This window comes from Micromonospora sp. NPDC050784 (assembly GCF_044456765.1).
GTDB lineage: Bacteria > Actinomycetota > Actinomycetes > Mycobacteriales > Micromonosporaceae > Micromonospora > Micromonospora foliorum.
The window spans coordinates 40,730-63,562 of record NZ_JBITGG010000020.1 but is presented as its reverse complement, the minus strand read 5'-3'; the positions used below and the strand labels follow the sequence as shown (position 1 = coordinate 63,562).

18 protein-coding genes are annotated in these 22,833 nt (G+C 67.3%); 11 read left to right on the top strand and 7 right to left on the bottom strand.

What is annotated here, in order from left to right; genetic code table 11:
- Window positions 1–2: 2 nt before the first annotated feature.
- Window positions 3–1,070 (bottom strand): DUF1611 domain-containing protein, encoded by a 1,068-nt coding sequence (locus ACIBD9_RS24910; RefSeq protein WP_396721274.1) that lies wholly within the window; start codon window positions 1,068–1,070, stop codon window positions 3–5.
- Window positions 1,071–1,251: 181 nt separating this feature from the next.
- On the opposite strand from ACIBD9_RS24910, the gene ACIBD9_RS24905 reads away from it, so the two are divergent.
- Window positions 1,252–2,094, top strand: coding sequence for an aminotransferase class IV (locus ACIBD9_RS24905; RefSeq protein WP_396721273.1), 843 nt, complete (start codon window positions 1,252–1,254; stop codon window positions 2,092–2,094).
- Between the two features lie 14 nt (window positions 2,095–2,108).
- Here the strand turns inward: ACIBD9_RS24905 and ACIBD9_RS24900 are convergent, their stop codons facing one another.
- Together ACIBD9_RS24900 and ACIBD9_RS24895 are read right to left on the bottom strand one after the other, a co-directional pair.
- A complete protein-coding gene (locus tag ACIBD9_RS24900; RefSeq protein WP_396721272.1) occupies window positions 2,109–2,402 on the bottom strand; it encodes an NIPSNAP family protein in 294 nt (97 codons plus the stop codon).
- Window positions 2,399–2,659 carry a hypothetical protein gene (locus tag ACIBD9_RS24895; RefSeq protein WP_396721270.1) on the bottom strand — a complete coding sequence of 87 codons (261 nt, stop codon included), beginning with the start codon at window positions 2,657–2,659 and terminating at the stop codon, window positions 2,399–2,401. The genes ACIBD9_RS24900 and ACIBD9_RS24895 overlap by 4 nt, the downstream gene beginning before the upstream one ends.
- Window positions 2,660–2,836: 177 nt before the next feature.
- Between ACIBD9_RS24895 and ACIBD9_RS24890 the strand changes: the two genes are divergently transcribed.
- The 3 genes from ACIBD9_RS24890 (at window position 2,837) to ACIBD9_RS24880 (ending at window position 5,707) form a co-directional block, all read left to right on the top strand.
- Window positions 2,837–2,971 carry a hypothetical protein gene (locus ACIBD9_RS24890; RefSeq protein ID WP_327031646.1) on the top strand — a complete coding sequence of 45 codons (135 nt, stop codon included), beginning with the start codon at window positions 2,837–2,839 and terminating at the stop codon, window positions 2,969–2,971.
- A gap of 812 nt (window positions 2,972–3,783) precedes the next feature.
- Window positions 3,784–4,755 (top strand): hypothetical protein, encoded by a 972-nt coding sequence (locus ACIBD9_RS24885; RefSeq protein ID WP_396721268.1) that lies wholly within the window; start codon window positions 3,784–3,786, stop codon window positions 4,753–4,755.
- A 457-nt stretch (window positions 4,756–5,212) separates the two neighbouring features.
- Window positions 5,213–5,707, top strand: a complete 495-nt coding sequence (locus ACIBD9_RS24880; RefSeq protein WP_396721266.1) for a hypothetical protein — start codon at window positions 5,213–5,215, stop codon at window positions 5,705–5,707.
- Between the two features lie 124 nt (window positions 5,708–5,831).
- Here the strand turns inward: ACIBD9_RS24880 and ACIBD9_RS24875 are convergent, their stop codons facing one another.
- Window positions 5,832–6,722, bottom strand: a complete 891-nt coding sequence (locus tag ACIBD9_RS24875) for a DUF1963 domain-containing protein (RefSeq protein ID WP_396721264.1) — start codon at window positions 6,720–6,722, stop codon at window positions 5,832–5,834.
- A 52-nt stretch (window positions 6,723–6,774) separates the two neighbouring features.
- Between ACIBD9_RS24875 and ACIBD9_RS24870 the strand changes: the two genes are divergently transcribed.
- The 4 genes from ACIBD9_RS24870 to zwf all read left to right on the top strand — a co-directional run bounded on the left by ACIBD9_RS24870 (window position 6,775) and on the right by zwf (window position 12,312).
- Complete coding sequence (locus ACIBD9_RS24870) at window positions 6,775–7,089, top strand: hypothetical protein (protein WP_396721262.1); 315 nt, start codon at window positions 6,775–6,777, stop codon at window positions 7,087–7,089.
- 733 nt (window positions 7,090–7,822) lie between these two features.
- Entirely contained in the window at window positions 7,823–9,511 is a 1,689-nt protein-coding gene (locus ACIBD9_RS24865; protein ID WP_396721260.1) for a hypothetical protein, read from the top strand.
- Window positions 9,512–9,562: 51 nt separating this feature from the next.
- On the top strand, window positions 9,563–9,736 hold the full coding sequence (locus tag ACIBD9_RS24860) for a transposase (protein ID WP_396721258.1): 174 nt from the start codon (window positions 9,563–9,565) through the stop codon (window positions 9,734–9,736).
- Between the two features lie 1,082 nt (window positions 9,737–10,818).
- Window positions 10,819–12,312: a glucose-6-phosphate dehydrogenase gene (gene zwf / locus ACIBD9_RS24855; protein WP_396721257.1), complete on the top strand. Its 1,494-nt coding sequence runs from the start codon at window positions 10,819–10,821 to the stop codon at window positions 12,310–12,312.
- Between the two features lie 364 nt (window positions 12,313–12,676).
- Here the strand turns inward: zwf and ACIBD9_RS24850 are convergent, their stop codons facing one another.
- Window positions 12,677–12,946, bottom strand: a complete 270-nt coding sequence (locus ACIBD9_RS24850) for a hypothetical protein (protein ID WP_396721256.1) — start codon at window positions 12,944–12,946, stop codon at window positions 12,677–12,679.
- Window positions 12,947–12,956: 10 nt separating this feature from the next.
- Complete coding sequence (locus ACIBD9_RS24845) at window positions 12,957–13,457, bottom strand: hypothetical protein (RefSeq protein ID WP_396721377.1); 501 nt, start codon at window positions 13,455–13,457, stop codon at window positions 12,957–12,959.
- On the opposite strand from ACIBD9_RS24845, the gene ACIBD9_RS24840 reads away from it, so the two are divergent.
- The 3 genes from ACIBD9_RS24840 to ACIBD9_RS24830 all read left to right on the top strand — a co-directional run bounded on the left by ACIBD9_RS24840 (window position 13,348) and on the right by ACIBD9_RS24830 (window position 17,917).
- Window positions 13,348–14,118 (top strand): transcriptional regulator, encoded by a 771-nt coding sequence (locus ACIBD9_RS24840; protein ID WP_396721374.1) that lies wholly within the window; start codon window positions 13,348–13,350, stop codon window positions 14,116–14,118. The genes ACIBD9_RS24845 and ACIBD9_RS24840 overlap by 110 nt on opposite strands.
- A gap of 735 nt (window positions 14,119–14,853) precedes the next feature.
- On the top strand, window positions 14,854–16,863 hold the full coding sequence (locus ACIBD9_RS24835) for a DNA/RNA non-specific endonuclease (protein WP_396721254.1): 2,010 nt from the start codon (window positions 14,854–14,856) through the stop codon (window positions 16,861–16,863).
- A gap of 64 nt (window positions 16,864–16,927) precedes the next feature.
- Window positions 16,928–17,917, top strand: coding sequence for a hypothetical protein (locus tag ACIBD9_RS24830; RefSeq protein WP_396721253.1), 990 nt, complete (start codon window positions 16,928–16,930; stop codon window positions 17,915–17,917).
- Window positions 17,918–18,546: 629 nt separating this feature from the next.
- Here the strand turns inward: ACIBD9_RS24830 and ACIBD9_RS24825 are convergent.
- Complete coding sequence (locus tag ACIBD9_RS24825) at window positions 18,547–22,407, bottom strand: ThuA domain-containing protein (RefSeq protein WP_396721251.1); 3,861 nt, start codon at window positions 22,405–22,407, stop codon at window positions 18,547–18,549.
- Window positions 22,408–22,833: the final 426 nt, after the last annotated feature.

Below are 22,833 nucleotides of genomic sequence, written 5' to 3'. Positions count from 1 at the left end.
CCTCACCGTCGGTCGCGCTCGGCGTGCCGAGTCAGCCGCAGGACGGAGTCCAGCAGGATGGCGGCGGCATCGGTGGCCCGGGTGTCGACCACCGGCACGGGATAGCGATCCCCCTCGCGGAACGGGCTGCCACCGAAGACGGAGAACCCGGCCAGCGTGGCGGCAACGCCGACTCGACGACAGAGGTCCGCGATCGTCTGGAGTTCGTCGGTCACCGGCGGGACCGGCAGGCCGGGGAACATCGCCCGGACCTGACGATCGGTGTCGTGGCACATGATGATCGCATCCGGCGCCGCCCCATAAAGAAGGTTGACCGAGTTGCCACCGTAGACGCGGTGCAACGTCGCCGCCTGCCCCTCGACGACGACGAGTTCGTGCCCCGCGCCGGCCAGGCGATGGACGGCACGCTGCACGGCCCCGGTGATGAAGTCCGCGAAGATGCGGTCGACCTGCACCACCGCGTCCGCGCCACACATGGCCGCGATCTGCCCGGTCGCCAAAAAGGCGCTACGCATGCCCCGGGAGAGCGCCTCGCGGTGTACCGCGAGGGCCGTCGTCATCTTTCCGACGGCGCAGTCGGTGCCGGTCGTCAGCAGCACCGTCGCGTCAACCGACAGGTCGGTCGACAGCGTCTCCCGAGGGCCGTCGCCCCGCACGTCGACCAGCTCGACACCGGCCGCAGTGGCCAAGCCGACCAGGTCGGTATCGTCGTTCAGCCGGGCGTGTGTGCTGCAGATGACGTTGAGCCCGTGCCGGACCACGTCGACGGCCACAGCCTTCAGCCGGGCGGGGACGACCGTGTGCGCGTCCATCGAGTTGACGCCGATCACCACGCTGCGGGCACCGGCTCGCGAGGCGGCGGCGAGATCCGGCACCACGGGCACGCCAAGCGGCCCGACCCCGAGGACCACGCCGGCATCGGCGCCGGCGTGGCGTGCGTCCACCACGCAGGCGACCGTCCACCGTGTGCCGGTCAGGATCAGGCCGGACGCCGTCTTGGTGCCAGGCAGACCCAGCCGACCATCGGTCCAGACGGCAACGGGATCCAGAGCGGAGGAAGCCGGTTCCATGTTCCCAGTGGGTACTTCCATCAGTCATCAATCTGCTGAGGGCGAAGTGGCTGGGGCCTGTCGTAGCATAGGCCAACGGCAATGCGGCCGAGCGAAGCATTCGGCGGCGGCGGCGCTCCGATCGAGGGCATGCCAGGGCCGTACGCACACTCATGGCAGTGTGGCGAAGGAGTGTTCGGCAATGGACCGGCTGGTGGCAGTTCACGGCATCGGCCTGGTCGACCCGGCCACGCCGATCGTCCATGCCGACGACCCGGGGCTGCTGCGTGGCGACGGGGCATTCGAGGCGTGGCTCCTGGCTGGTGGCGAGCCCGTACTGCTGCCCGCCCACCTGAACCGGATGTCCCGATCGGCGCTCAGCCTGGCGCTGCCGCTACCGGAGCTCGACGTGCTGCGCACCTTCGTCCTCGACGTCGCGGCGGCCTGGCCCCGCGATGTCGAGGCGGTCCAGCGCCTGGTGTGCACCCGGGGGCGAGCCGGCACCGGCCGGCCCACCATCTTCACCACAGTGGAGCCCGTACCGCCCTGGACATCGGTCAACCGGAAGCACGGCCTTCGTCTCGTCACGGGCACCGTCGGGTTCCCGGTCCGCGAACGCGCGAAAGCCTCGTGGCTGTTGGGCGGCGTGAAGTCCCTGTCGTACGCCGTGCACGCCGCCAGCCAGCGGTGGGCCGCCAGCCGGGGCGCTCAGGAAATGCTCTGGCTCAGTTCCGATGGCTACGCGCTGGAGTGCCCCAGTTTCAACCTGGTCTGGATCCGGTCCTCGACCATGTTCACCGTCCCGGGCTGGTCGGGCATCATCGCCGGCACCACGTCCGGCGCGCTCATCGGGCAGGCCGCCGCACTCGGCCTGGGCACCGACGAGGCCCTGGTGACCCCCGACGAGTTGGTGCACGCGGACGGCGTGTGGCTGACCGGGTCGCTGAGCGGGATCCTCGCCGCCACCGAAATCGACGGGCGTCCGCTGACGCGATCCCCGCTCCTGGGCGAGGCCAGGCGGTTGATCGGCTATCCCGAGACCTGACCGGCCGCCCGCCATCACAGCACCGGGTCGACCGTGCGGATCTCCTCGCTCAGCAGGTAATCGTGGGGGTCCAGGCCCATCGCGGTACGCTCCGGCGAGCGCCAGTAATCGACGTTGGCCTCCTCGAACGACTGCGGACCGGGGTGCGACACGAGCCAGATGTGCTGCTGACGCTCGACATCGACCCAGGACCCCGAGATCTCGAAGCCGAAGCGCTGGCGCAGTGGCACGACGAGCGTCCGCCAAGCCGTCACCCACGCGTCGAGCCGCCCCGGCCGGACGGTGTAGATCCGCAATTGCGTCGTCACGTCCCACCGCCATCCCGGCACACCTCGACACCCGCGAGCCTGACGATACGCCGTCCCAACGTCCCAGCTTCTCCGTCATGATCGGGCCCGGCGAGGATGATGTTGTGGAGGTTGGCGATGCCGGAAGCATCGTCGGCCAATGTCCGGGCGGCGCGACGGTAGTCGCGCAGGATCTTGAAGCTTTCATCCTGGACAGGGTGTTCGATCCCTGCACGGACCGTACCGCCGAAATGGGGGTACGAGTCGGTGAGCGACACGAACCACTGCCCCACCGCCGGCGACGCACTTCCAAACATCGCCAAGAGCTGGAACAGCGTAGGGTTGGCGTGCAGTGAAGACCTCGCGCACGCCGCGCGGGTCTTCCGTCACCTGCACGCCACGATCAGGCGAGTAACACGTTGCACGTTCACCGACCTGCTCCAGGAGGTTCGATCATGTCCAAGGACTCGACGAGCAAGGCGAACGTCAAGAAGAAGGGCAAGACGATCAAGGAGAAGCAGACTGCGAAGCGCCTGAAGCGCGACGAGCAGAACGGCCATTCCTCAAACATCGTGCCCACCGGGCGCTGACGCCGGCATGGACGACAAACGTGGTTGCCGACCCCGGTAAATGAGGTTTTCGGGGGGCGCCTCAAAACCCATAGACAAACTTAAAGCCCTGACCAGCATTTCCGCTGGTCAGGGCTTTAGTCTGTCGGGATGGCCGGATTCGAACCGACGACCCTTGACCCCCAGACCTCGGCGAGGTGGTCGGGTTAGGTTCGCCCCGCTGCACGGCAGCCGGATCGATGCCGTAGCGGCTTCATTGGGTCCCGTCGGTTGCTGTACTTCGTTGCTGCACTACCGGACTTCCGCCCGGGGCCGACCCCCTCCCCTGCCAACCCTGCCATCACGCCTGACGACGACCGGGTTGGAACCCCTTACACCTCCGGCTTCGATAGATCATCTCCTATCGGACGGATTGCCGGGGTGGCCTACGCAACCGTCGCCAAAGCCTCTCGACGTTTGACACGGCTTCTCGGTCCCGGTTGTGCCGGATCTGTGCCCGATGACCTTCGCGACGCGAGCATGCCAGGACGCCGTAGCCCCAATACCGCCAAAGGTCCGACTTGCGGCGAGAGGCATGAGCGCGAAGAGTATCGATGTTACCGCGAGACATGTAGATCCTTGACACGCCGACCCGATGATCATCCAGAGCGTACTGATCTAGGTGGCAGCCGACCCAAACCCGACGAGCAGAAGCTGTTGCTGGCATCGCCGGAAGCCAGGCCGACCGAAAGTCGCTAGGGCCAGCCGCAGCTGTGATCTACCGCCGCACGAGTTGGCTCAACGAGCATCTAACAGCACCTGCCCCCGACGCGCCTTCGGGTCAACTCTCATGAATGGCGCTCGCATCGCGGTTCGTCGTTGCCGCCGAAACGCCCAGCTATGTATTCTCTTCCAACATGACCCTCGACCAGGAGCCGGAACTTTCAGAAAAAGATGGGCCCGGCGGAGGTCAGAGCGACAAGCCGCCGCAGAGAACCGGAAGTCCACCGCAGACACACCTTAGGTCGACACCCTTCGGCCTTCCGATAGCGTCTGCCGAGCAGCGTGTCGGCTGGCATCGTTCGGAAGAACGCCGACGCGTAATTAAGGCGTTCACGTGGGTTGTCGCCGCCGACCTGCTCGCCGTCACACTGGTTGGGCTCGTTCGGTACATCTACGTGTTCAAGTTTTCCTCTAGCCTCTTCACTAGTCCGATAGAAGCAGGCTTGCAGGCGTCTACTCTTGCGCTAGGCATATCGCTATATCCGCTCGTTGGATTCATTTTTTATAGGCGGACGCAGTTTCGCCTATATCGAGACCGTGTCGAACTGGAGCGAGCCAAGGTAGAGGTGCAAGATGCTGAGTCGAAGTTGGCTGACCGCGACAGCTTACACTTCGACTTCCCCTCACTTTGGGGAGTAACCGCCAAGAGGCTGGATTACTACCATGAGATCGCAACGCAGCAGGCAAACGCCAGTTTCAGGCGAGCACAGTGGGCGATGGGCAGTGGATTTGCGATCCTGCTGTTGTCGTTAATCACTTCGCTTGTCGCGAAGACCCTCGTTTCCTCCGTCACGGTCGCATTCATTGGTGGCCTGTCGGCCGCCCTGGGTGGCTATATTGGTCGCACGTTCCTTCGATCACAGGAGGCCGCTTCCGAGAAGCTTCAAGGGTATTTCTATCAGCCACTAGAGCTTTCTCGGATTCTGATCGCTGAACGATTGCTGCAGGATCTACCAGAGGACCGGCGGGCGGAAGGAACGCTGCGGATAATCGAGGGAATCGTGCGGCCACCCGAAGCTCCGGCAAAAGGGAGCCCGGACTAAGTCGTTACTCGGGCGACCGGCCCAGCCTCATCCGTACACCTGCTAGCCATCCCGGAGCGCCAGAGTGCCCCGCCGGAGGCACTGTGCATCGACCAACGCGCAAGCCCCGGAACCGTCATCGATCATGGCGGCCCGGGGCTTCTTCGTATGTCGCGCCGTCGGCGGGCTGTCACCGTCGCGCTGGCGGCCCAAGGCCAGAGGCGCGGCGGCGGGCCCGGCTCAGGTTCGGCGGCGCGCGCGGCCTGCGAAGCGGGCCGCCTTGATCTCGTACAGAAAATTCTCACAAGGCTGGATCACCTTGAATTATCCCGTCACGGGACATGCTTGACACCCGCGTCCCACCACATGCTTGACACCGCTGGCTGAGAGCGTGTGAAGTCGGCCCGGCTCGTCGGTGCGACCCGGAGGTGATTGCGTGGATTCTGGCCAGCGGGAGACCTGGCGCGAGGATCTGCGGATGGCCATTGCCTCCGCGATGCTCGATTTCGAAGACCGCTACGGGTACCCGCCTGGCGAGAACGGCGTCAGCGAGCCCGACGCAGCCGCTGCTGCACGGCTCGCTGCTGTTCGTCCCGCTATCCCCGCCGACCTCGTAGACCTGTACGCCGCAATCGGTGCCGTAGATCTACCGGACGTCGGTAACGGGCTCTTCCTGCACACGGCCTCTGACGTGGCTGACGCCCACGAGTCACGGGACCTCTGGCACGTACGTGGCCGCCACGACGCCGATGTTGTCGTATTCGCCAGCGATGGCGGCGGCACCCAGTACGGGCTGGCCATGCCGGCAGGATCTTCCGTCTACCGCCTCCCACCGGACGCTGTCCTCGGCGGCATCTACACCTCGGAGGACCCACGCTTCGACGTAGCTGCCCCGGACCTGCCGATCTTCCTCGACCGCTTGCTCCAAGCCGTCAAGGCGTTCGCTGCCTCGAGCAAAACGCCGAGCTTGTAATCGATCGCCTAGGTCAAGCGTCAAGCATGTGGTGGGACTAGGCACGGATTACCTCGAATCTCGGGTTTCACTTGATCCGTTACACATCAGCTTCACTTGACGGGTGACAGCCGCCGCCGGTGTTCTATGGGATCAACTCAGCCACGGGAAGTGCCTCGTCCAGCCGACTAGCAGCCAGGTCATCGTGGCGGATCACGAAACTCCCGTCACTGCGGTAATAGAGCTCGTTGTCTACGGGAAAGCGGGCCAGCGACACCCACTCACTCGTCAGCCGGTGTGTCTCCTTCTCCACATGGGAATACCATTTCGCGACCGGGATGACGATCTCGCCGGTCTTCTCGCGCCACGCGAGGGTCTGCTCCGCAATACTCTTGATTACTTCCTCGTCGGCATACCCGCCGATATAGGCGCTGGCGTACCCGTTGTCAGGCGGCCAGAGTTCGTTGGCCAGAGCACAGAGTTCGTCAAGGTGCGGCAGGTCACGCTCGAGATCACGGGCCAACTGCTGCTGGAAGGGCGACAGGTCGTCCTCGTCCTCGTTCTCCTCGTCCTCGTCGTCCCCCCCGAACCAATCGGGGAACTCCGCGCGCAGCGTGGCGCCGACGTCGTACTGCTCGCCGACGAACGCGTCGTCGGTGGATCCTGTCGCCAGCTCGGTATCGGTCCCGGCCGGCACATACACGACTCGCCCGCATCTTCGCTCCCCGGTGGCAGCGGCCTGCTCGTGGTTTAGGAAGAACAGCAGCGAGCCGTCTGCCGGCAGGCCGAAGCCGTCGATTCCTGGCAGCGCCGCACAGTCGACCGAGAAGATGAACGGCAACGGACTGACCCCGTCGGACGGCCAGTCCATGCCCACCGGCAGCCGGGGCAACCCACCGAACTGCCCGACCGGAACACCGCCGGATCCCCCGCTCAACCGGATTGACAAACGGAGGTGCTGGATGAACTGGCCGACCTCGTCGTCCGGGATGCCCAACGCGAGCGCTGCACGATGAAACTGCCCCTGATGATCCATAGCGCAACATGGTGCCACGAAGACAACAACAGAGGGCGAGCCCGGCGACCGTGTGCCCACGGCCCGCAGCGACCAGTACGCGGCCTTCGACGACGCCATCGCCGCTCGTGGCGTAACCCTCCGCACCAGCGGCGATGATTACCGCCGCCCGCACGAACTTCCCGGCTGGTACCACCAACTCGCCCCGGTCACCCCAACCTCCGCCTGGACCACCAGCACGGAACGGGCCGCATTCGCCCAGGCCCGCATCCGGCTCGGTACCGGCGCCGCCGTGCTGCGCAACTACACGAAGTCGATGAAATACCACCGGCACGACGCCACGTTCATCCCCGACCTCACCGACCCGACCACCGCCTGCCTGGTTTAGTGCGGCCAGCAGGTGCACCTGGGCCCCGGTCGGCCCACTGCCGCGCAGTGTCCTGCCGTCGCCGCGATCACTCGTCAGCCGGCCCCGGTCAGACCCGCCCGGCTGAGCAGCCAGCGGCACAACGCAGCATCGAGGGCGTCCGCGTCGATACCGGTCAGTACCCGGGACAGGGTTCTGTCGTCAGGCACCCGCCGGACACCGGTGAACGCGTCGCGGGTTGCACCGAGACGCCCCACGCCGCTCCGGCAGGTCGGCGGCCCATTCGACGATCTCCACGACGCGGCTCGATTCCCGAAACCACCGCCGCGACGCGAGCAGTACCGGCAGCGGATGGATCCGGCCGCCAGCGTCCCGTGGGTCTGGAACCCGGGCGAGGGCCTGCAGCAACCCTGGCGTGTCCTGTTCCGACAGCGGCAAAATTCGCCGCTGAACCGATCGCGACTCCTGCGTGACAAGGCGCCTTTGATAAACAGCGTAAGTCCCGGCTACCTGGACGGCATTGATCGAGGTCTTGACTCTATGCGCCGCCCTGCTCATGATTTACTGCGGCGGTTCAACAGTGAGGGTCAATGTGATGACGCAGGTAGAGCCACCGGCAGGAGGCCCCACATCAGCCGTCACTCTCAGCGATCTTGGACAAACTGGCCGACTCGCGCGCGCCGGTCGAGGCACGAGGGACTGGCTGACACGTGGGGCCCATCGGCGGGAACTGAGTATCGCGAGCCTCGGTTCGGTGCTCCTCGCTGTCGCGATGATCTGGCTGATTCCGCCGTACGCGGTTCGCGTGGTGACCGCCGGCGCCAAGACTGTGCCGATCGCCGACCCGGCCCACACCATCGTCGGTGACGCGGGTGATCCGACGGCCCAAGCATGGCTGGTGGGATGGGGTGGCCACGCACTCACCCACGGTCTGCGTGGCCTGTGGGATACCAACGCTTTCTATCCCGACACGTACGGCCTGGCCCTGAACGACAGCCTGCTCGGCTATGCCCCGGCAGGGCTGATAGGCAACGGTGTAGTCGGCGCCGTGCTGCGCTACAACATCCTGTTCGTGCTGGCTTTCGCGCTCGCCTTCCTCGGCGGCTACGCGCTCCTGCGCCAACTTGGCGCGAATAAGGTCGCCGCCGCGGTAGCCGGGGCCGCCCTCGCCTACGCGCCCTGGCGCTACGGCCACGACGGCCATCTGAACATTCTCTCCACCGGTGGTATCACTCTGGCCCTGGCGATGCTGGCGCGCGGCCACGGACTCTCGTTCACCCGCGGCTACCTTGCCGAACGAGTCCGGCCGGGATGGGCGTTCGCTGGCTGGCTCGTCGCGGCCTGGCAGGTCAGCCTAGGCTTCGGCGTGGGGCTGGGATTCGTATACGTCCTCGCCGCCCTCTGCCTGATCACACTGATAGCCTGGCTGATCCACCGCCCACGCCTCAGCCTCCGGCTGATCGTCAGTGATCTGATCGGCGGGCTGGTCTTCACCGCGGTGACCGGATACTTCGCGTACGCGTACAAACACGTGCGCGAGCTCAACCCAGATGTCACCCGGGACTGGGACTACGTCGCGTACTTCTCCCCGACACTGCGCGGACTTCTCGTGGCGCCGCAGTCCTCGCTGCCCTGGGGCACCCTGCACAACGACGCCCGCACCGCTCTTGGTGGCGTACCGACTGAGAAAGTGCTGCTATGCGGGTACGCACTGTATCTACTGGCCTTCGCCGGCCTGTTCCTGTCCCGCTGGTCACCGGTGCAACGGCTTCTGCTGCTGTTTGGGGCGGTCGTCGGAGTGTTGTTCGCGCTGGGCACGAACGGGCCGATCTACCGCCTGCTCTATCTTTACGTGCCCGGGTTCGATGGATCCCGTACACCAGGCCGGTTGATCTTGTGGCCCACTCTCTGCCTGGCCATCCTCGCGGCCGGCCTGGTTACCCACCTGGCCGAGGTGGCTCGCAGGGGCGCCAAGCCGAAATGGTCGGTGGGAGCGGCACGGCTACTGACCGTTCCGTTGCTGGTCCTCGTGCTAGCTGAGGGCCTGCCTGACCTGGGCCACCCCCAAACCCCAGCCAAACCGGCCGCGATGGCGCTAGCCTCCGCGCACGCTCCGATCATGGTATTGCCGTCCAACGACGGTATCGACCTCCACGTCCTGCTTTGGTCGACCGACGGTTTTCCCACCATGGTCAACGGTGCGGCCAGCTACACCACACCCAACCGTCAGGCGATCCGCGACGTTATGGCGACCTTCCCCAGCGAGCCGGCCTTGGATCGGTTGCACCAGCTCGGCATCCGCAGCGTCGTCCTGCTGCGCGACCGGGTCCAAGGCACCCCATACGAACCACTGCTTAACATCCCCGACGTTCCCGGCATCACCCGCCATGACGTCGGGCCAGACGTGGTCTACACCATCGACACCAACACCAAGAACCCCTAACGAAACGATGTTGGGCGTGTCCTCGGGACACGAGGATCGTTCTGTCTGAACGTGAGGAGGGGTGAGCAGCCGCCGTGGATCGTCTCGGACGAACTCTGGGCCGAGATCGAACCACTGTTGCCACCCCGACCACCACGCCGGCACCGGTTCCCCGGGCGTAAGCGCCTCGGCGACCGCAGAGTGTCGTGCGGAATCCTGTTCATGCTTCACACCGCGATTCCGTGAAGGTTCCTGCCCCAGGAGTTGAGGTTCGGCTTCGGGAAGACCTGCTGGCGCAGGTTGCGGGACTGGAACGACGCCGGCGCATGCCAACGACTGCACGAGATCCTGCTCGGCAAGCTGCGGGCCACCCATCAGCTGGACATGTCGAGGGCGGTGATCGACGGCTCCCACATCCGGGCGCTCAATGGCGGCCCAAAACCGGTCCGAGCCCGGTCGACCGCCGCAAGCCAGGCTCGAAACACCACGTCATCACCGACGCGGGCGGCGTCCCCCTCGCCGCGTCCCTGACCGGCGGCAACCGTCACACGAGTCCGGACTCGGCACCCGACGCGAGTACGGCGACACGGGACCCGGTCGCTGCGGCCCTCGCCGGCACCACCGCGGTGCTGATGGTCTCTGCCGCAGAGCGACGTCCCGTCGACCGTCCCACCGTCGAGTGCGCTGGTGCTCGTGCTTGAGGCCACCGCATGGGCTGCGGCCTGCCCGGCAAGCTTCACAGGAGAAGAACTTGCTCCTGGCTGATCCGCCACGGCACCAGCAAGCAGCAGCCGACGACGAGTTCCTCCAGGTCCTCAACGCCCGCCGCGCCGCCGCCCAGTCGGCACCTGTACCCGGCGGGAGAAGCCGTAAGCAGTCTCAACGGTCGCGCCATCACCATCAAAGACAATCAGGAGCGCACCGAGCGATACCGCGCCGATGGTGTCGGCGCGTACTGCGACAGCCTGGTCGTGGACGCCCCATGAGTGGAACACGTGCTGGAGCTGACCGCCTTCGCCGGCTGGGCGATGCGAGGTCAGCGAGTCGTGCACAAACCCGCCCCCGATACCGGCGGGTCTGGTTCGGCGCCGCCGCCGGCGAGCCGTTGACCTCCGCGGGCTGCCTGGCCACGATCACTCTTACCACCACCGCGTACGCCGACAGACTGCACCGAATCGCCTACCCGTCAGCCCGGCATGCGACGCTCAAGCTCCGTGACTAACGGGCCACGCCGCGTGGCCCCGGACACTACCGCCGAAGCTCGCACAATTCCTGGCATGACAGCACACCCCCCAACCCCATCCCTTGTGCCCGGAGGAACGCAGACCATGGACCACGCATCTCAGCTCATCCAGGAGCGGAGTGCCCCGCCGGCCACGCTGGTGATCTTCGGCGCCTCCGGTGACCTGACTCGACGCAAGCTGCTGCCCGCGATCGAGAGCCTGGCTCGGCACGAGCGGCTCCCGGACCAGTTCGCGCTGGTCGGCGTCGCGCGCACGTCGATGACCGACGAGCAGTTCGCCGAGAGCGCCTTAGGCGAACGCACCCTCGCCAGCAAGCGCCAGCTCCAGGGCGGCGTGCGCTACGTGGCCGGCGGCTACGACGACCCGGAGACCTACAAGCGGCTCGTGGAAACCCTCGACGAGTTGGACGCACAGCGGGGCACGTCCGGCAACCGGCTCTTCTACCTGTCCACCCCGGCCGGAGCCTTCGAGCCGGTGATCAACGGACTGGCCGGTGTCGGGCTCAACCAGCCACGCGACGGCTCCTTCTCCCGCCTGGTCATCGAAAAGCCGTACGGGCGCGACCTGGCCACGGCCCGCGAGCTCGACGGCGTCGTGCACAGCGCGTTCGACGAGCACCAGGTCTTTCGTATCGATCACTATCTGGGCAAGGACACCGTCCAGAACGTGCTGGCGCTGCGTTTCGCGAACTCGATCTTCCAGCCCATCTGGGATCGCTCCTGGGTCGACCACGTGCAGATCACCGTCGCCGAGACCCTCGGCGTCGGCAGCCGCGGCGGCTTCTACGAGGACGCCGGCGCGATGCGGGACATCGTGCAGAACCACGTACTCCAGGTCCTCGCGCTGGCGCTGATGGAGCCACCGGCCTCATTCGAGGCTGAGGGCCTGCGCAACGAGAAGGTGAAGCTGCTGCAGGCGATCCGGCTCCCCACCGACCGGGACATCGCCGAGGCCGCGGTCCGGGGACAGTACACCCGGGGCGGCACCCGCGAGGAGCTGATGGCCGGCTACCGCGAGGAGGCCGGCGTCGACCCCCTGTCGCGGACCGAGACCTACGCCGCGATGCGGCTCAACGTGGACAACTGGCGTTGGGCCGGAGTGCCGTTCTACGTACGCACCGGCAAGCGCCTGCCGGCCCGGCTCACCGAGGTGGCACTGCAGTTCCAGCGACCGCCGCACCTGCCGATCCCGACCGACCAGCTCACCGGCCTCGATGCTGACGCGCTGATCCTGCGGATCCAGCCCAACGAGGGCATCTCGCTGCGCTTCGGTGCCAAAGTGCCGGGTCACTCCTTCCGGGTCCGCACCGCCACGATGGAGTTCTCCTATGACCAGACGTTCGTCGAGGAGTCCCCGGAGGCGTACGAGCGTCTGCTCCTGGACGCGCTGATCGGTGACGCGTCGCTGTTCATCCGCAGCGACGAGGTGCAGCAGTGCTGGCGGATCGTCGATCCGATCATCGACAACTGGGAGAAGGACAACTCGCCAATCCCGACCTACGAGGCCGCCTCCTGGGGCCCGACCGACGCCGACCGGCTCATCGGCCGGCACGGCCGCAAGTGGCGCAACTCCGCGTGACCCTGCCACAACGAGTGTGACCGCGCTGCTGAGCCCGATCGCTTGGTCGCACCATAGACGCGCAGCGCGTTCCTCTCAGTGAGCCGGTCATCGAAGTCGGTGGCCGGCCGTACGGGTGCGGGGCTCTGCAGCCCTGCGGCTGCGAGTTGCGTCCAACGGCACCACAAAGGGCCAGTCCGCGCATGAAGGATGTAGCGACGTCGACGGGCGGCAGGGCCGGGGTTTCGGACCGGGGGCGGGCGGCGTCGATGGGGCTGTTCGGCATCGGGGGCCGGGTGGCGCAGGTCTCAGATCGCCGGATCTGGTTGAGGTCATGGGTGTCGGCCGACCGGTGCAGGTCGTGCCGTTCGTGCTGGTCTGCCGGCTACGCCCGGAGATGGCCGCCGCGACCCGCCGCCGGAAGTTCGTGGTGAACGTCTCGGCGATGGAGGACCAGTTCGCCTGCGGCTATAAGGGGCCGGGACACCCGCACACCAACATGCCGGTTGGCGGCGGCGATGTTGGTGATGCCGGCGGTGCGCAGTTCGGGGGTCTTCTCGACGATGGTGACGCGGAAGCCGTACCGGTGCAGCCAGTAGGCCAGGGCGGGGCCGGCGATGCTGGTGCCCGAGATGAGGACGCTTGTGTTCTTCATGCCCGCGACGCTAAGGATCACCGCTGGCAGCGTCCTTCAGACCGCTGACAGACTCGAGCGTGGCCACAGTTGTCTGGACGTCGAGCTGCCAGCCCGTCCGGTACGCCGCGGCGAAGGCCTGCTCCCCCAGCGCGGCCTGCCCGCGCCGGGTGAGGTCGCCGATCCGCCAGTCGGTGCGATCGTGCACGCCGCGCAGCCGGGCTGCGGTGCCCAGCAGGACGGCCGACTCTCGATGACGCCCGTGCGCCGCAGCGAGCGCGGCCGCCGTCACCGCCACCAGCGACAGTATCGGCCGGTCGCCGGTCTCCAGTGCTGCGGCGTAGGCCTGCCTGAGATTCTCGCGCGCGCCGGCCGGGTCGCCCATGGCGAGCCGCAGCACGGCCCGCGTGTTGCCGACCAGAATCCGCAGGTGGTCCTCGGCGAAGTGGTGCCGGCGCCGGTCGGCATCGTCGTCCGAGGATGTTCTCGACGCGGTCGCCCGCGCCCTGCGCCTCGACGACGACGAACGCACCTACCTGTTCGACCTGGCCCGGTCCTCGCGGGCCGGCAGTCGCACGCCCTCGCGTCGCCGCGACGTCGAAGTCCCGCCCCGAGTCCAATGGATGCTCGACTCCATGGCGATGTCCTCGGCGTTCGTGCGCAACGGACGCACCGACGTCATCGCCGCCAACCCTCTGGCCCAGGCCCTGTACGCGCCGATGTTCGCCAGCGCCACCGCCGACAGGCGTGGGCGCCCCAACCTCGCCCGCTACATCTTCCTCGACCCCGGCTCCCATGACTTCTTCGTCGACTGGACCGCCGCCGGCCACGCCACCTCCGCCCTGCTGCGCGCCGAGGCCGCCCGCGAGCCCCGCGACCGCGCGCTGCGCGACCTCATCGGCGAGCTGTCCACACTCAGTCAGGAGTTCCGCGACCGGTGGGCCGCGCACGACGTCCTGATCCGCCACGACGGCGTCAAACGACTCCAGCACCCCGAGGTCGGCCACCTGGAGCTGACCTTCCAGGACCTCGACCTGCCCTTGCCCGGCCGCGCCGTGCACAACCTGATGATCTACACCGCCGAATCCGGCACCCCGTCCGAGGACCGCCTCAAACTCCTCGCCAGCTGGTCGGTCACCCCAGCTGAGAAAACCAGAACAACAACGGAAAACGCCGATGCCGTACGGCGATAACCACCCGACGATCACCGGCAGGTTTGCGCCGGTCACCTGAGGCTGAGCGGCGGTTCTCCGGTCGTACGGGAAACAAGATTTTGATCGTCATCTCGCCAGGCTGGTGCGGGAGGGGTGGCAGCGGGTCGCAGGCAGGGCCCCAGCAAAGTCTTGGGGACGTCCGACTTGGGCTTTCGGCCGTGAAGCGCCTGGGTTGCGCGAAGCAAGGCGGGGGCATGACCGCTTCAGATGATCATCAGGGTGTCGAAGCCTTGATCGTCAGCTCACCCAGGCAGTCGGTGCATCGCCTCGGTCACCCCAGATCGCACATCGACGGGCGCAATCTGCTTCCTCTCGCGGGGCGAACGGGCGTCGAACCGGCGTACCGGGGCGCTGATCGAGCACCACGGCCCCAACGAGGCAGCCGACGACCCCGACGCCCAGGACCGGCGCAACGGAAGCCCTGTCACCTACGAGGCCCTACGAACAGGGACCTACACCTACGTCGAGTACTCCAACGGGGATCGGGAGTACTACAAGCGGAACGTCGACCCGCACCAGCTCAACAATATCGCCGCCGGGCTCTCAGCAACGCGACTGGCGGCGCTACACGTCGCGCTTACAGCGTACGTCGGCTGCCACAGCCACTCGGCGTGCTGGACGGCAGGTCACGTGCCGGCCTGACAGCACATCAACCGCAGGGGCCCGCACCGCTTCTATCGTGAGAGGTCGTCAGGTACTAGACAGCGTTCACGGGTGTCCTTCTCTACCGTTGGCGTTTCGCGGCTCAGTCGGTCCAACGGGGAGGACATCATGAGCGGGCGGCGGCAGGCCCTTCTGTGCGGCATCTCAGTGGCCCTGTTAGCGGTCACCGGTTGTACCGGCGGAGACAAGAAGATCGAGGTGAGTACCAAAGACGCTTTCACCGCGGCCGTAGAAGCGATGCGGCAGGCACCCGGGCTGCAGTACATATCGGATCTGGGGGGCATGGCGGTCACCACGCGCGCGACCAGTGCCGGCCAGTCTCTGAGCACGATGGCGCTCGGCGGTATCAACGTGCAGAGTTTGAGCATCGGCGGCAAGGCCTATGTCCGCTTCCCCGACGGCTTCGCGGTCCCTGGCACCACCGGCGCGCAGTCGAGTTTGTTGACCGGTAAGTGGCTCACCGGAGGAGCCGCAGCCGGCCCCGCCGCTCAGCAGGCTCTCACGCCCCGCTCCCTCGCTGACGCCGTCGACGAACGCCTCCGCGCCGACGGCACCACGTTCCCGCGTTCAGGTGAGACAACACCGGTGGAGGGGGTGACGACTTGGAAGGCCACCACCTCTCAGGCCGAAATCTTCGTGAGCACACAGCGTCCGCATCGGCTGGTGCAGATCGTGTCTAAGGAAGGAGGTGCGTCACTTCCGTCCTTCCCGAGCCTGCCGGCCTTCCCGACCAGGACCGGTGCTCCCTCAGCCCCTGATCTACCGAGTCTGCCGCCGTTGCCGAGCCTGCCGTCACTGCCCGGCATGCCGACGCTGCAAGGAGCCGCACACGCCTCCACGGCTCGGGCCGGCAGCGGCGGTTCGCGACAGGTCAGCTGGCGGCGGATGGCACCTGCGGCGCCGACGTTGCCCGGACGGATCCGCGTGGCCGACATGGGGCAACCCGAGGTGGATGCCCTGTTCCGCGACCTGACCAGAAATGCCAAGGAGCTGGAGAGTTCGTTCGACCTGTCCTACCAATTCACGGCCAGAGGCAGCGCCCGCTTCACCGGATGCGGTCCCGGCGCCTGCCGGATAACCGTCACCATCAGCAGCCGCTTCGTGGGCAAGGACCTGCAGACGCCCAAGTCCGCCAGCGCCACCATGACCGTCACGATGACCGGTGATGGCAGACCAGTCGGCGGCTGCACCACCACAGGCACCCTGCCGGTCAACGCCACTGGCCAACTGAGCTGCACCAACGTGTCCCCCGCTTGGACCAGCTGGTACCTGCGGGCCCGCGCTCAGCGCGGCGCCCATGTCTACGCGGCGCAGGCTCAGGTGCTGGCGCGTGCGGTGACACGCGTGCAAGTCCAGCGGATCCTCGATGAGCTGCAAGAGTGGCTCGACGACGCCCGCACACGCCTGCAGCCGACGCCCACGGCCGCGCCGAGCGCCAGCGCATCGCCCGCACCGGCTACCGCCTCCCCGTCACCCAGCAGAAGCACATGCGTGAGTTCCCGTCCGCCGGGCGCGCAGGGCAGCGGCGGCGGGTGGATCGTGAACACCACACAACCGGTGGCCCACCGCAACAAGAGCACCACTCCCCCAGGCGGTCCCGGTGCTCGGGCCAGCCAGGCGACCGCCTGCATCACCAGGCCCGCCGCGAAGGGAACCGCCGCTCAGGGAGACATCACCGGCTGGCAGGACGCCCAATCGTTCGCTACCAGAAACGGCGGCGGCAGCCTCGCCCGGTGCCACCTCGTCGCCAATGTCCTCGGAGGCAAGGGCATCGCGGCTAACCTGGTCCCCTGCTGGCAGGTGGGCATGAACACCGGCACGCCCAGCATGCGCACGTATGAGCAGACCGCCCAGACAGCGGTGGGACGGTTGAACGCCGGCGAGGCGGTGTACTACGAGGTGACAGCGCAGTACCGCGACGCCACCAGCACCATCCCGACGTCGGTCACCATGAGCGCTACCGTCCAGAGGGCCGACGGCACGACGCAGCCCCTGTTCAGCGGCAGTATCGTGCCCAACAATCGGACGGTTAACGGAGCGGTGGTCAACCTTGGAAACTGACGGTCCCGGGCCATCAGCAGCCGGCGCCCCCCGCAGCACCCCGCCACGGCCGGCGGACATCGCGGTGGTGTTCCCGCAACTGGCGCCGTTGGCACGCACGACGACACGTCTGCACCCACGTCCCGGCTCACCGTCTGTCCGCGGCAGCTCGGTCGGCGGGCCGCTGCTGTGGCCGGTCACCGAGGCGTGGCCGTTCTGCGATGGTCCGCACCAGCCGGACGGCCGACCGGCGACAACGGTGCAGGATGTGAGACTGCTGCGGCAGCTCATGACGGCTGCGAATAACCGTCCTGCCGGTGACATGCTGTTCACGCCGCAGGAGCAGCAGGTCGTGGACCGTATTGATCGTGGCCGTCCCTGGCCCGAGGAGCCAGTGGCGTTGCTGCCCGTCGCCCAGCTCTATCTTCGCGACGTGCCCCATCTACGTGTGCCCGAGCAGGCGGACATGTTGCAAGTGTTGTGGTGCCCATTCGACCACCCCGAGCAGCAGATACCGAAGACGGCGCTGTTCTGGCGCTCCTCGACCCGGCTCACCGACGTGGTCGCCTCTCCCCCGCAACCCGTGGCGGTCCAACATGAGGGTTACGTCCCTCAACCGTGCCTCATCCATCCTGAGCAGGTGACGGAATATCCCGCCCCGCTCCAGCTGGAGCAGGGCCTGCGCGAGCAGGTGGAGCAGTGGAGCGCCCGGCAGAAAGCCGGCGCTGCCCCGGAAAGCGCGTACGACCAGGCAGAGTCCGCGTTCTACCAGTACGAATTGTCCGTTGCGCCGGGCTGGAAAGTCGGCGGCTGGGCGCCCTGGAGCTTCACTGACCCTCATCCGCTGCCCTGCCAGAGCTGCGGAACACCGCTCGAGCCGCTGCTGACGATCGCCTCGAGCGAGTGGGACGACAGCAACCACAGTTGGATCCCCTACGAGGACAGAGACGATGCCACGCGTGAGGTATACCCGGACCCTGCGCGGCCGAGCCTAATGTCTATCGCCGGGTTCAACCTGCAGCTCTACGTCTGTCCGGTATCGCCGGAGCATCCACACGCCGAGTTGCTGCAGTAGCGCGGCCGGACGGAGCGCTGCGTCATCATGGCGTGACGGCAGTTGTAGAGGCGTGGTTTTGGGGTGGGCCGGTCGACGGCAGGATCATGCCGGTGGAGATCTCGGATGCCAGCGGAGAGCCACCCGCGACCGTCGAGCTGCGCCAATCCGGCATCTATTTCGGAGCCCGGCGATGCCCAGGCGCCCGCGCTCGAGCACGTGTGTGTCCTGGCAGACCGAAACCTTTCGGCGGCGGCGTTCGGCGGGCGTCCTTCCACCACCAACTCGTCAACACTGCCGACCCACGCGACTACGACGTCCACTACTGCTCCACCGGCCAGGTGCGCTTCGCCCGATATGACGGCGCGACCTGACAACCCGCACCGGTCGCGGACGTACCGCCGCTGGTGTTCACCGAGGCGATGCGGGACGTGGACCTGTTCCTCGGCGTCACCTCGATCGCCACCGACCCGCAGTGGGCCGACCGCGGCGAGGACCGGTTCCGGGACTCCTGGCACCGCACCGCCGTCGGGGCGCTGACCCCGAAGCGGCATCGCCACCGCCGCCCGTCATGTGGCGATGGCCGGGACAGACCAGGGGCGCAGGGACCTTCGAAGGTCCCTGCGCCCCATCGTGCGCGGTCTACCCGATCAGCTGTAGACCTCGAACTCGAACAGCGAATATCCCCAGGCCGTGGCGCGGGCCGTACCGTTGATCCGCACGTAACGACCCGTGGCGGCCAGCGCGGTGTTGTCGTCCACCCCACCGTCGCCACCGGCGATCGTCCGGGCCGTGGTCCAGGTTGTCCCGTTGGCCGACGTCTGGATCTGGTACCCCGAGCCGTACGCCCCCTCCCAGGTCAACTTGACCCGATTGATGGGGTACGACTGACCGAGATCCACCTGGATCCACTGCGGGTCGGCGAAGGCACTCGCCCACCTGCTGGTCAGCGAACCGTCCACCGCGGCGGAGGCCGGGTAGGCGACCGCCTCGGTGCTCGACGCGGTCGCCGGCTTGTTCAACGCCAGGTTGCCGGCAGGCGGCTGTACGACGCCGCCGCCGTAGACCTCGAACTCGAACAGCGAATATCCGTAGGCGGTGGCGCGGGCCGTACCGTTGATCCGCACGTAACGACCCGTGGCGGCCAGCGCGGTGTTGTCGTCCACCCCACCGTCGCCACCGGTCACCGTCCGGACCGTGGTCCAGGTGGTCCCGTTGGCCGACGTCTGGATCTGGTACCCCGAGCCGTACGCCGCTTCCCAGGTCAGCTTGACCCGGTCGATGGAGGTCGACTGGCCGAGGTCCACCTGGATCCACTGCGGATCGCTGAAGGTGCTCGCCCACCTGGTGGTCAGCGAACCGTCCACCGCAGCCGAGGCCGGGAATGTGCCGGACTCGGTGCTCGACGCCGTCACCGGCTTGTTCAACGCCAGGTTCCCCGACGGCGGCTGCGTGGTGCCGGAGGTGAACGTGAAGTCGTCGATGTCGAACAGCGATCCCGCGCCACCGGTGAACACCAGGTACAGCTGGTGCGTTCCGGCCGGTGGGCTGATCGTCCCGGTGACGTCGGCCCACGTCTCCCAGCCACCGGTCGGAGTGACCTGCACCGTGCCGGCCACCGGGCCGGTCGGTGAGTCGACCCGCACGGTCAGCGTGCCACCGACGCCGGCCGAGGCGACCCGCGCCTTGATACCGGTGACGCCGGCGAGGTTGTACGGCGTGAAGGAAATCCAGTCGCCGTTCTCGATGTACCCGATGGCGTTGCCGCCGTGGGCGCTGGGCTTGGCGGCGAGTTGGACGCCGTTCATGGCGCCGAAGTGCTCGGCCTGCCGGGTCCGCGGTTGCAGCACGTGCTGGTCCTGGACCGCGACCCCGCCGACCGGGGTGTACACCGCGGCGAGCACTCCGAAGATGTTTGCGGACGCGTCGTGCTCACCGTCCACCGTGGTCTGGATCGACCCGGTGCAGCCGTTCTTGCTGGTGATCGGGTGACCATGACTGTCGTGGCCGAGGATGTAGTTGAGCTGGACCCGGCTGCAGTCGATGGTGCCGGCGTTCGGATCGGTGACCCTCACCTCGTAGGGCACCAGGTCGCCGAACTGGAACACCGATCCGTCGGCCGGTGTGATCAATTCGATGGATGGTCGGCCGACCCCGATGACGGTACTGGCCGTCGAGGTTCTGCCGCCGGGGTCCCGTACCGTCAGCGTCGCGGTGTACTCGCCGTTCGCCGGGTAGGTGAACGTCGGGTTGGCCGCCGTGGAGTCGGTGCTGCCGTTGCTGGTGAAGTCCCAGGCGTACGTGATCGGGTCGCCGTCCGGGTCGTTGCTGCCCGCCGAGCTGAACTGCACGGCCAGCGGCGCCGCGCCGGAGGACGGGGTGGCGCTGATCTGCGCGATCGGTGCCCGGTTGCCGCCGGTGTTGTACTCGATCCGGTAGAGGGCCGAGTTGGCGTCGCCGCCGAACCAGGTGGTGCCGTAGTCGAGCACGTACAGGGCGCCGTCAGGCCCGAACTCCATGTCCATGATCGCGGTTCCGGACCACGGGATCGGCTCGATAGCGCCGGCCGTGCCGTTGGCGTTCAAGGTGACCGCCTTGATCCAGCGACTGGTGAACTCCCCGAGGAAGACCTTCCCGTTGTACGACGCCGGGAACTTCACGTCGGAGGCCAGCGCCGGGTTGAAGTTGTAGACCGGACCGCCCATGGGCCCGCCCCCACCCAACTCGGGCCGCCAGGGCCCCTGCCCACCGTAGGGCAGCCAGGCCGCCTGCGACGGCGGCAGCGTGGTGATGCCGGTGTTGTTCCGGGAGTTGTTCGTCGGCCCACCGGCACAGTTGTACGGGCCGGACGACGGCCCGCTGGGGAACGTGAACTCCTGGTAGGGGGTGTTGTAGTTGGAGCAGTACGGCCAGCCGTAGAAGCCCGGCTGGGTGATCCGCTCGAACGAGACGGTGCCCGCCGGCCCGCGCTGCGGGTCGGCAGAGCCGGCGTCGGGGCCGTAGTCACCGAGGTAGACGACCCCGGTCGCCTTGTCCACGCTCATCCGGAACGGGTTACGGAAGCCCATGGCGTACACCTCGGGCCTGGTGTTCGCCGTGCCCGGGGCGAACATGTTGCCGGCCGGGATGGTGTAGCCGCCCGTCGCACCCGGCTTGATCCGCAGCACCTTGCCGCGCAGGTCGTTGCTGTTGGCCGAGGTGCGCTGCGCGTCGTAGGCGGGGTTACGGTCGGCCCGCTCGTCGAGCGGCGCGGAACCGGCCGAATCGAACGGGTTGGTGTCGTCACCGGTGGACAGGTACAGGTTGCCGGCGGCGTCGAAGTCGATGTCACCTCCGACGTGGCAGCACAGCCCACGGCTGGTCGGCACGTCGAGGATCGTCACCAGCGAGGCCGGGTCGATCGTGTTGTCGTCCCGCACGGTGAGCCGGGCCAGCTTGTTGGAGCCGTTGAACGGGGCGAACTGCGCCGCCGTGCCGGTGGACGGAGCGTCGCCGCCCGGCGTGCTGAGCGGCGGCGCGTAGTAGACGTACACCCAGCGGTTGCTGGCGAAGTTCGGGTCGGCCTTGATGCTCTGCAGACCCTCCTCGTCGTGGCTGTAGACCGGCAGCGTCAGGGCGATCTTGGTGTTGCCGTTGACGTCGGTGTACCGGATGACGCCGTTCCGCGAGGTGTGCAGCACACCCCGGTTGGGCAGCACGGTGAGGCCCATCGGTTCACCGGTCTCCTCCACGCCCTTGGCCAGGTTCACCTGGTTGAACGTGCCGACGGGGGCCTGCACGGAGCAGTTGCCGATGTTCTGCGCGGCGTACCTGATACCGCCGAGCAGGTGGGTGCGGAAGTTGGCCTCGGTGTAGCTCTCCTGGGTATGGCCGAGGCCGGTGTACCAGGAGCGGCCGCCGTCGTAGGGCCGGCACCACGAGATCGGGTGGTCGCCGTTCATGGTGCCGCCGGTGTATGTGGCCTCGTTGAGATTCGCGAGGACGTGCACCTGCGAGCGGGGGTTGGTGCGGTAGTTGTACAACTCGTCGGTGCGGTTCCAGTTCACCGGGATGCCCGCGTTCGAAGGGTGGGCGGTGTCCTCGATGCGGACGGTGGCCGGCTGGATCGCGGGGTGGCTGGAGAAGTAGGCGCCGACGAGGTTGCCGTACCAGGGCCAGTCGTATTCGGTGTCGGAGGCGGCGTGCACGCCGACATAGCCGCCGCCGGCGCGGAGGTAGCGCTCGAACGCGGCCTGCTGGGTCGAATCGAGCACGTCGCCGGTCGTGGACAGCCAGATGACCGCTCTGAACCTGGCCAGGTTCGTGTCGGTGAACTGGGCGGCGTCCTCGGTCGCCTCGACCGTGAAGTTGCCCTGCGTGCCCAGTTGCTGGATCGCACTGATCCCTGCGGGGATCGCGTCATGCCGGAACCCCGCGGTTTTGCTGAAGACCAGCACCGAGAAGTCGGCCGCGAATGCCGGGGCGACGTTGACGCCCATCCCGGCCAGTACAAGAGCGACGATTAGCAGCACTCTGCGAATCATGATCGGTTGGTTACCTCTCGTGAGGAAGCAGCCGAAACGTGCGCCGATCACGTCTCGAACGTGGCCGCGGTAGGCGGCCCCGCGGGTAGGTCCCGGGACGCGCATAGCGGTGCCGCGTCTGTCCCGGTGACAGAGGGTCGTCGGCACGTCGCGCCTCAGTGAAGGTCGCGCGGCGCCGTGATGGGGATGGGGACGGGGGTGGGGTGGGGTGGGGTGGGCGGCTGTTGACGGTGCCTGGTCGGGGGTGCAGCGCCGTCATCTTCTTTGACCTCTATCCTCGGGAGAGCGCTCTCTCATCAAGGTTTGAAAAAGCTAACAGATTCGTCATCGCCCAACAACGGTTTCATCGACCGCCGTGAAATCCGACTGCCGAAGTCCGCCCCGGTCGGGGAGTGCGCGGCGGTGATCGACGGG

What these genes read in the sequence shown, in the direction of transcription:
- ACIBD9_RS24890 (WP_327031646.1), top strand. Translation starts at nt 2,837, where the DNA reads ATGTCCAAGGACTCGACGAGCAAGGCGAACGTCAAGAAGAAGGGCAAG.
- ACIBD9_RS24910 (WP_396721274.1), bottom strand. Translation starts at nt 1,070, where the DNA reads ATGGAACCGGCTTCCTCCGCTCTGGATCCCGTTGCCGTCTGGACCGAT.
- ACIBD9_RS24905 (WP_396721273.1), top strand. Translation starts at nt 1,252, where the DNA reads ATGGACCGGCTGGTGGCAGTTCACGGCATCGGCCTGGTCGACCCGGCC.
- zwf (WP_396721257.1), top strand. Translation starts at nt 10,819, where the DNA reads ATGGACCACGCATCTCAGCTCATCCAGGAGCGGAGTGCCCCGCCGGCC.
- ACIBD9_RS24850 (WP_396721256.1), bottom strand. Translation starts at nt 12,946, where the DNA reads ATGAAGAACACAAGCGTCCTCATCTCGGGCACCAGCATCGCCGGCCCC.
- ACIBD9_RS24875 (WP_396721264.1), bottom strand. Translation starts at nt 6,722, where the DNA reads ATGGATCATCAGGGGCAGTTTCATCGTGCAGCGCTCGCGTTGGGCATC.
- ACIBD9_RS24885 (WP_396721268.1), top strand. Translation starts at nt 3,784, where the DNA reads ATGGCGCTCGCATCGCGGTTCGTCGTTGCCGCCGAAACGCCCAGCTAT.
- ACIBD9_RS24880 (WP_396721266.1), top strand. Translation starts at nt 5,213, where the DNA reads ATGGCCATTGCCTCCGCGATGCTCGATTTCGAAGACCGCTACGGGTAC.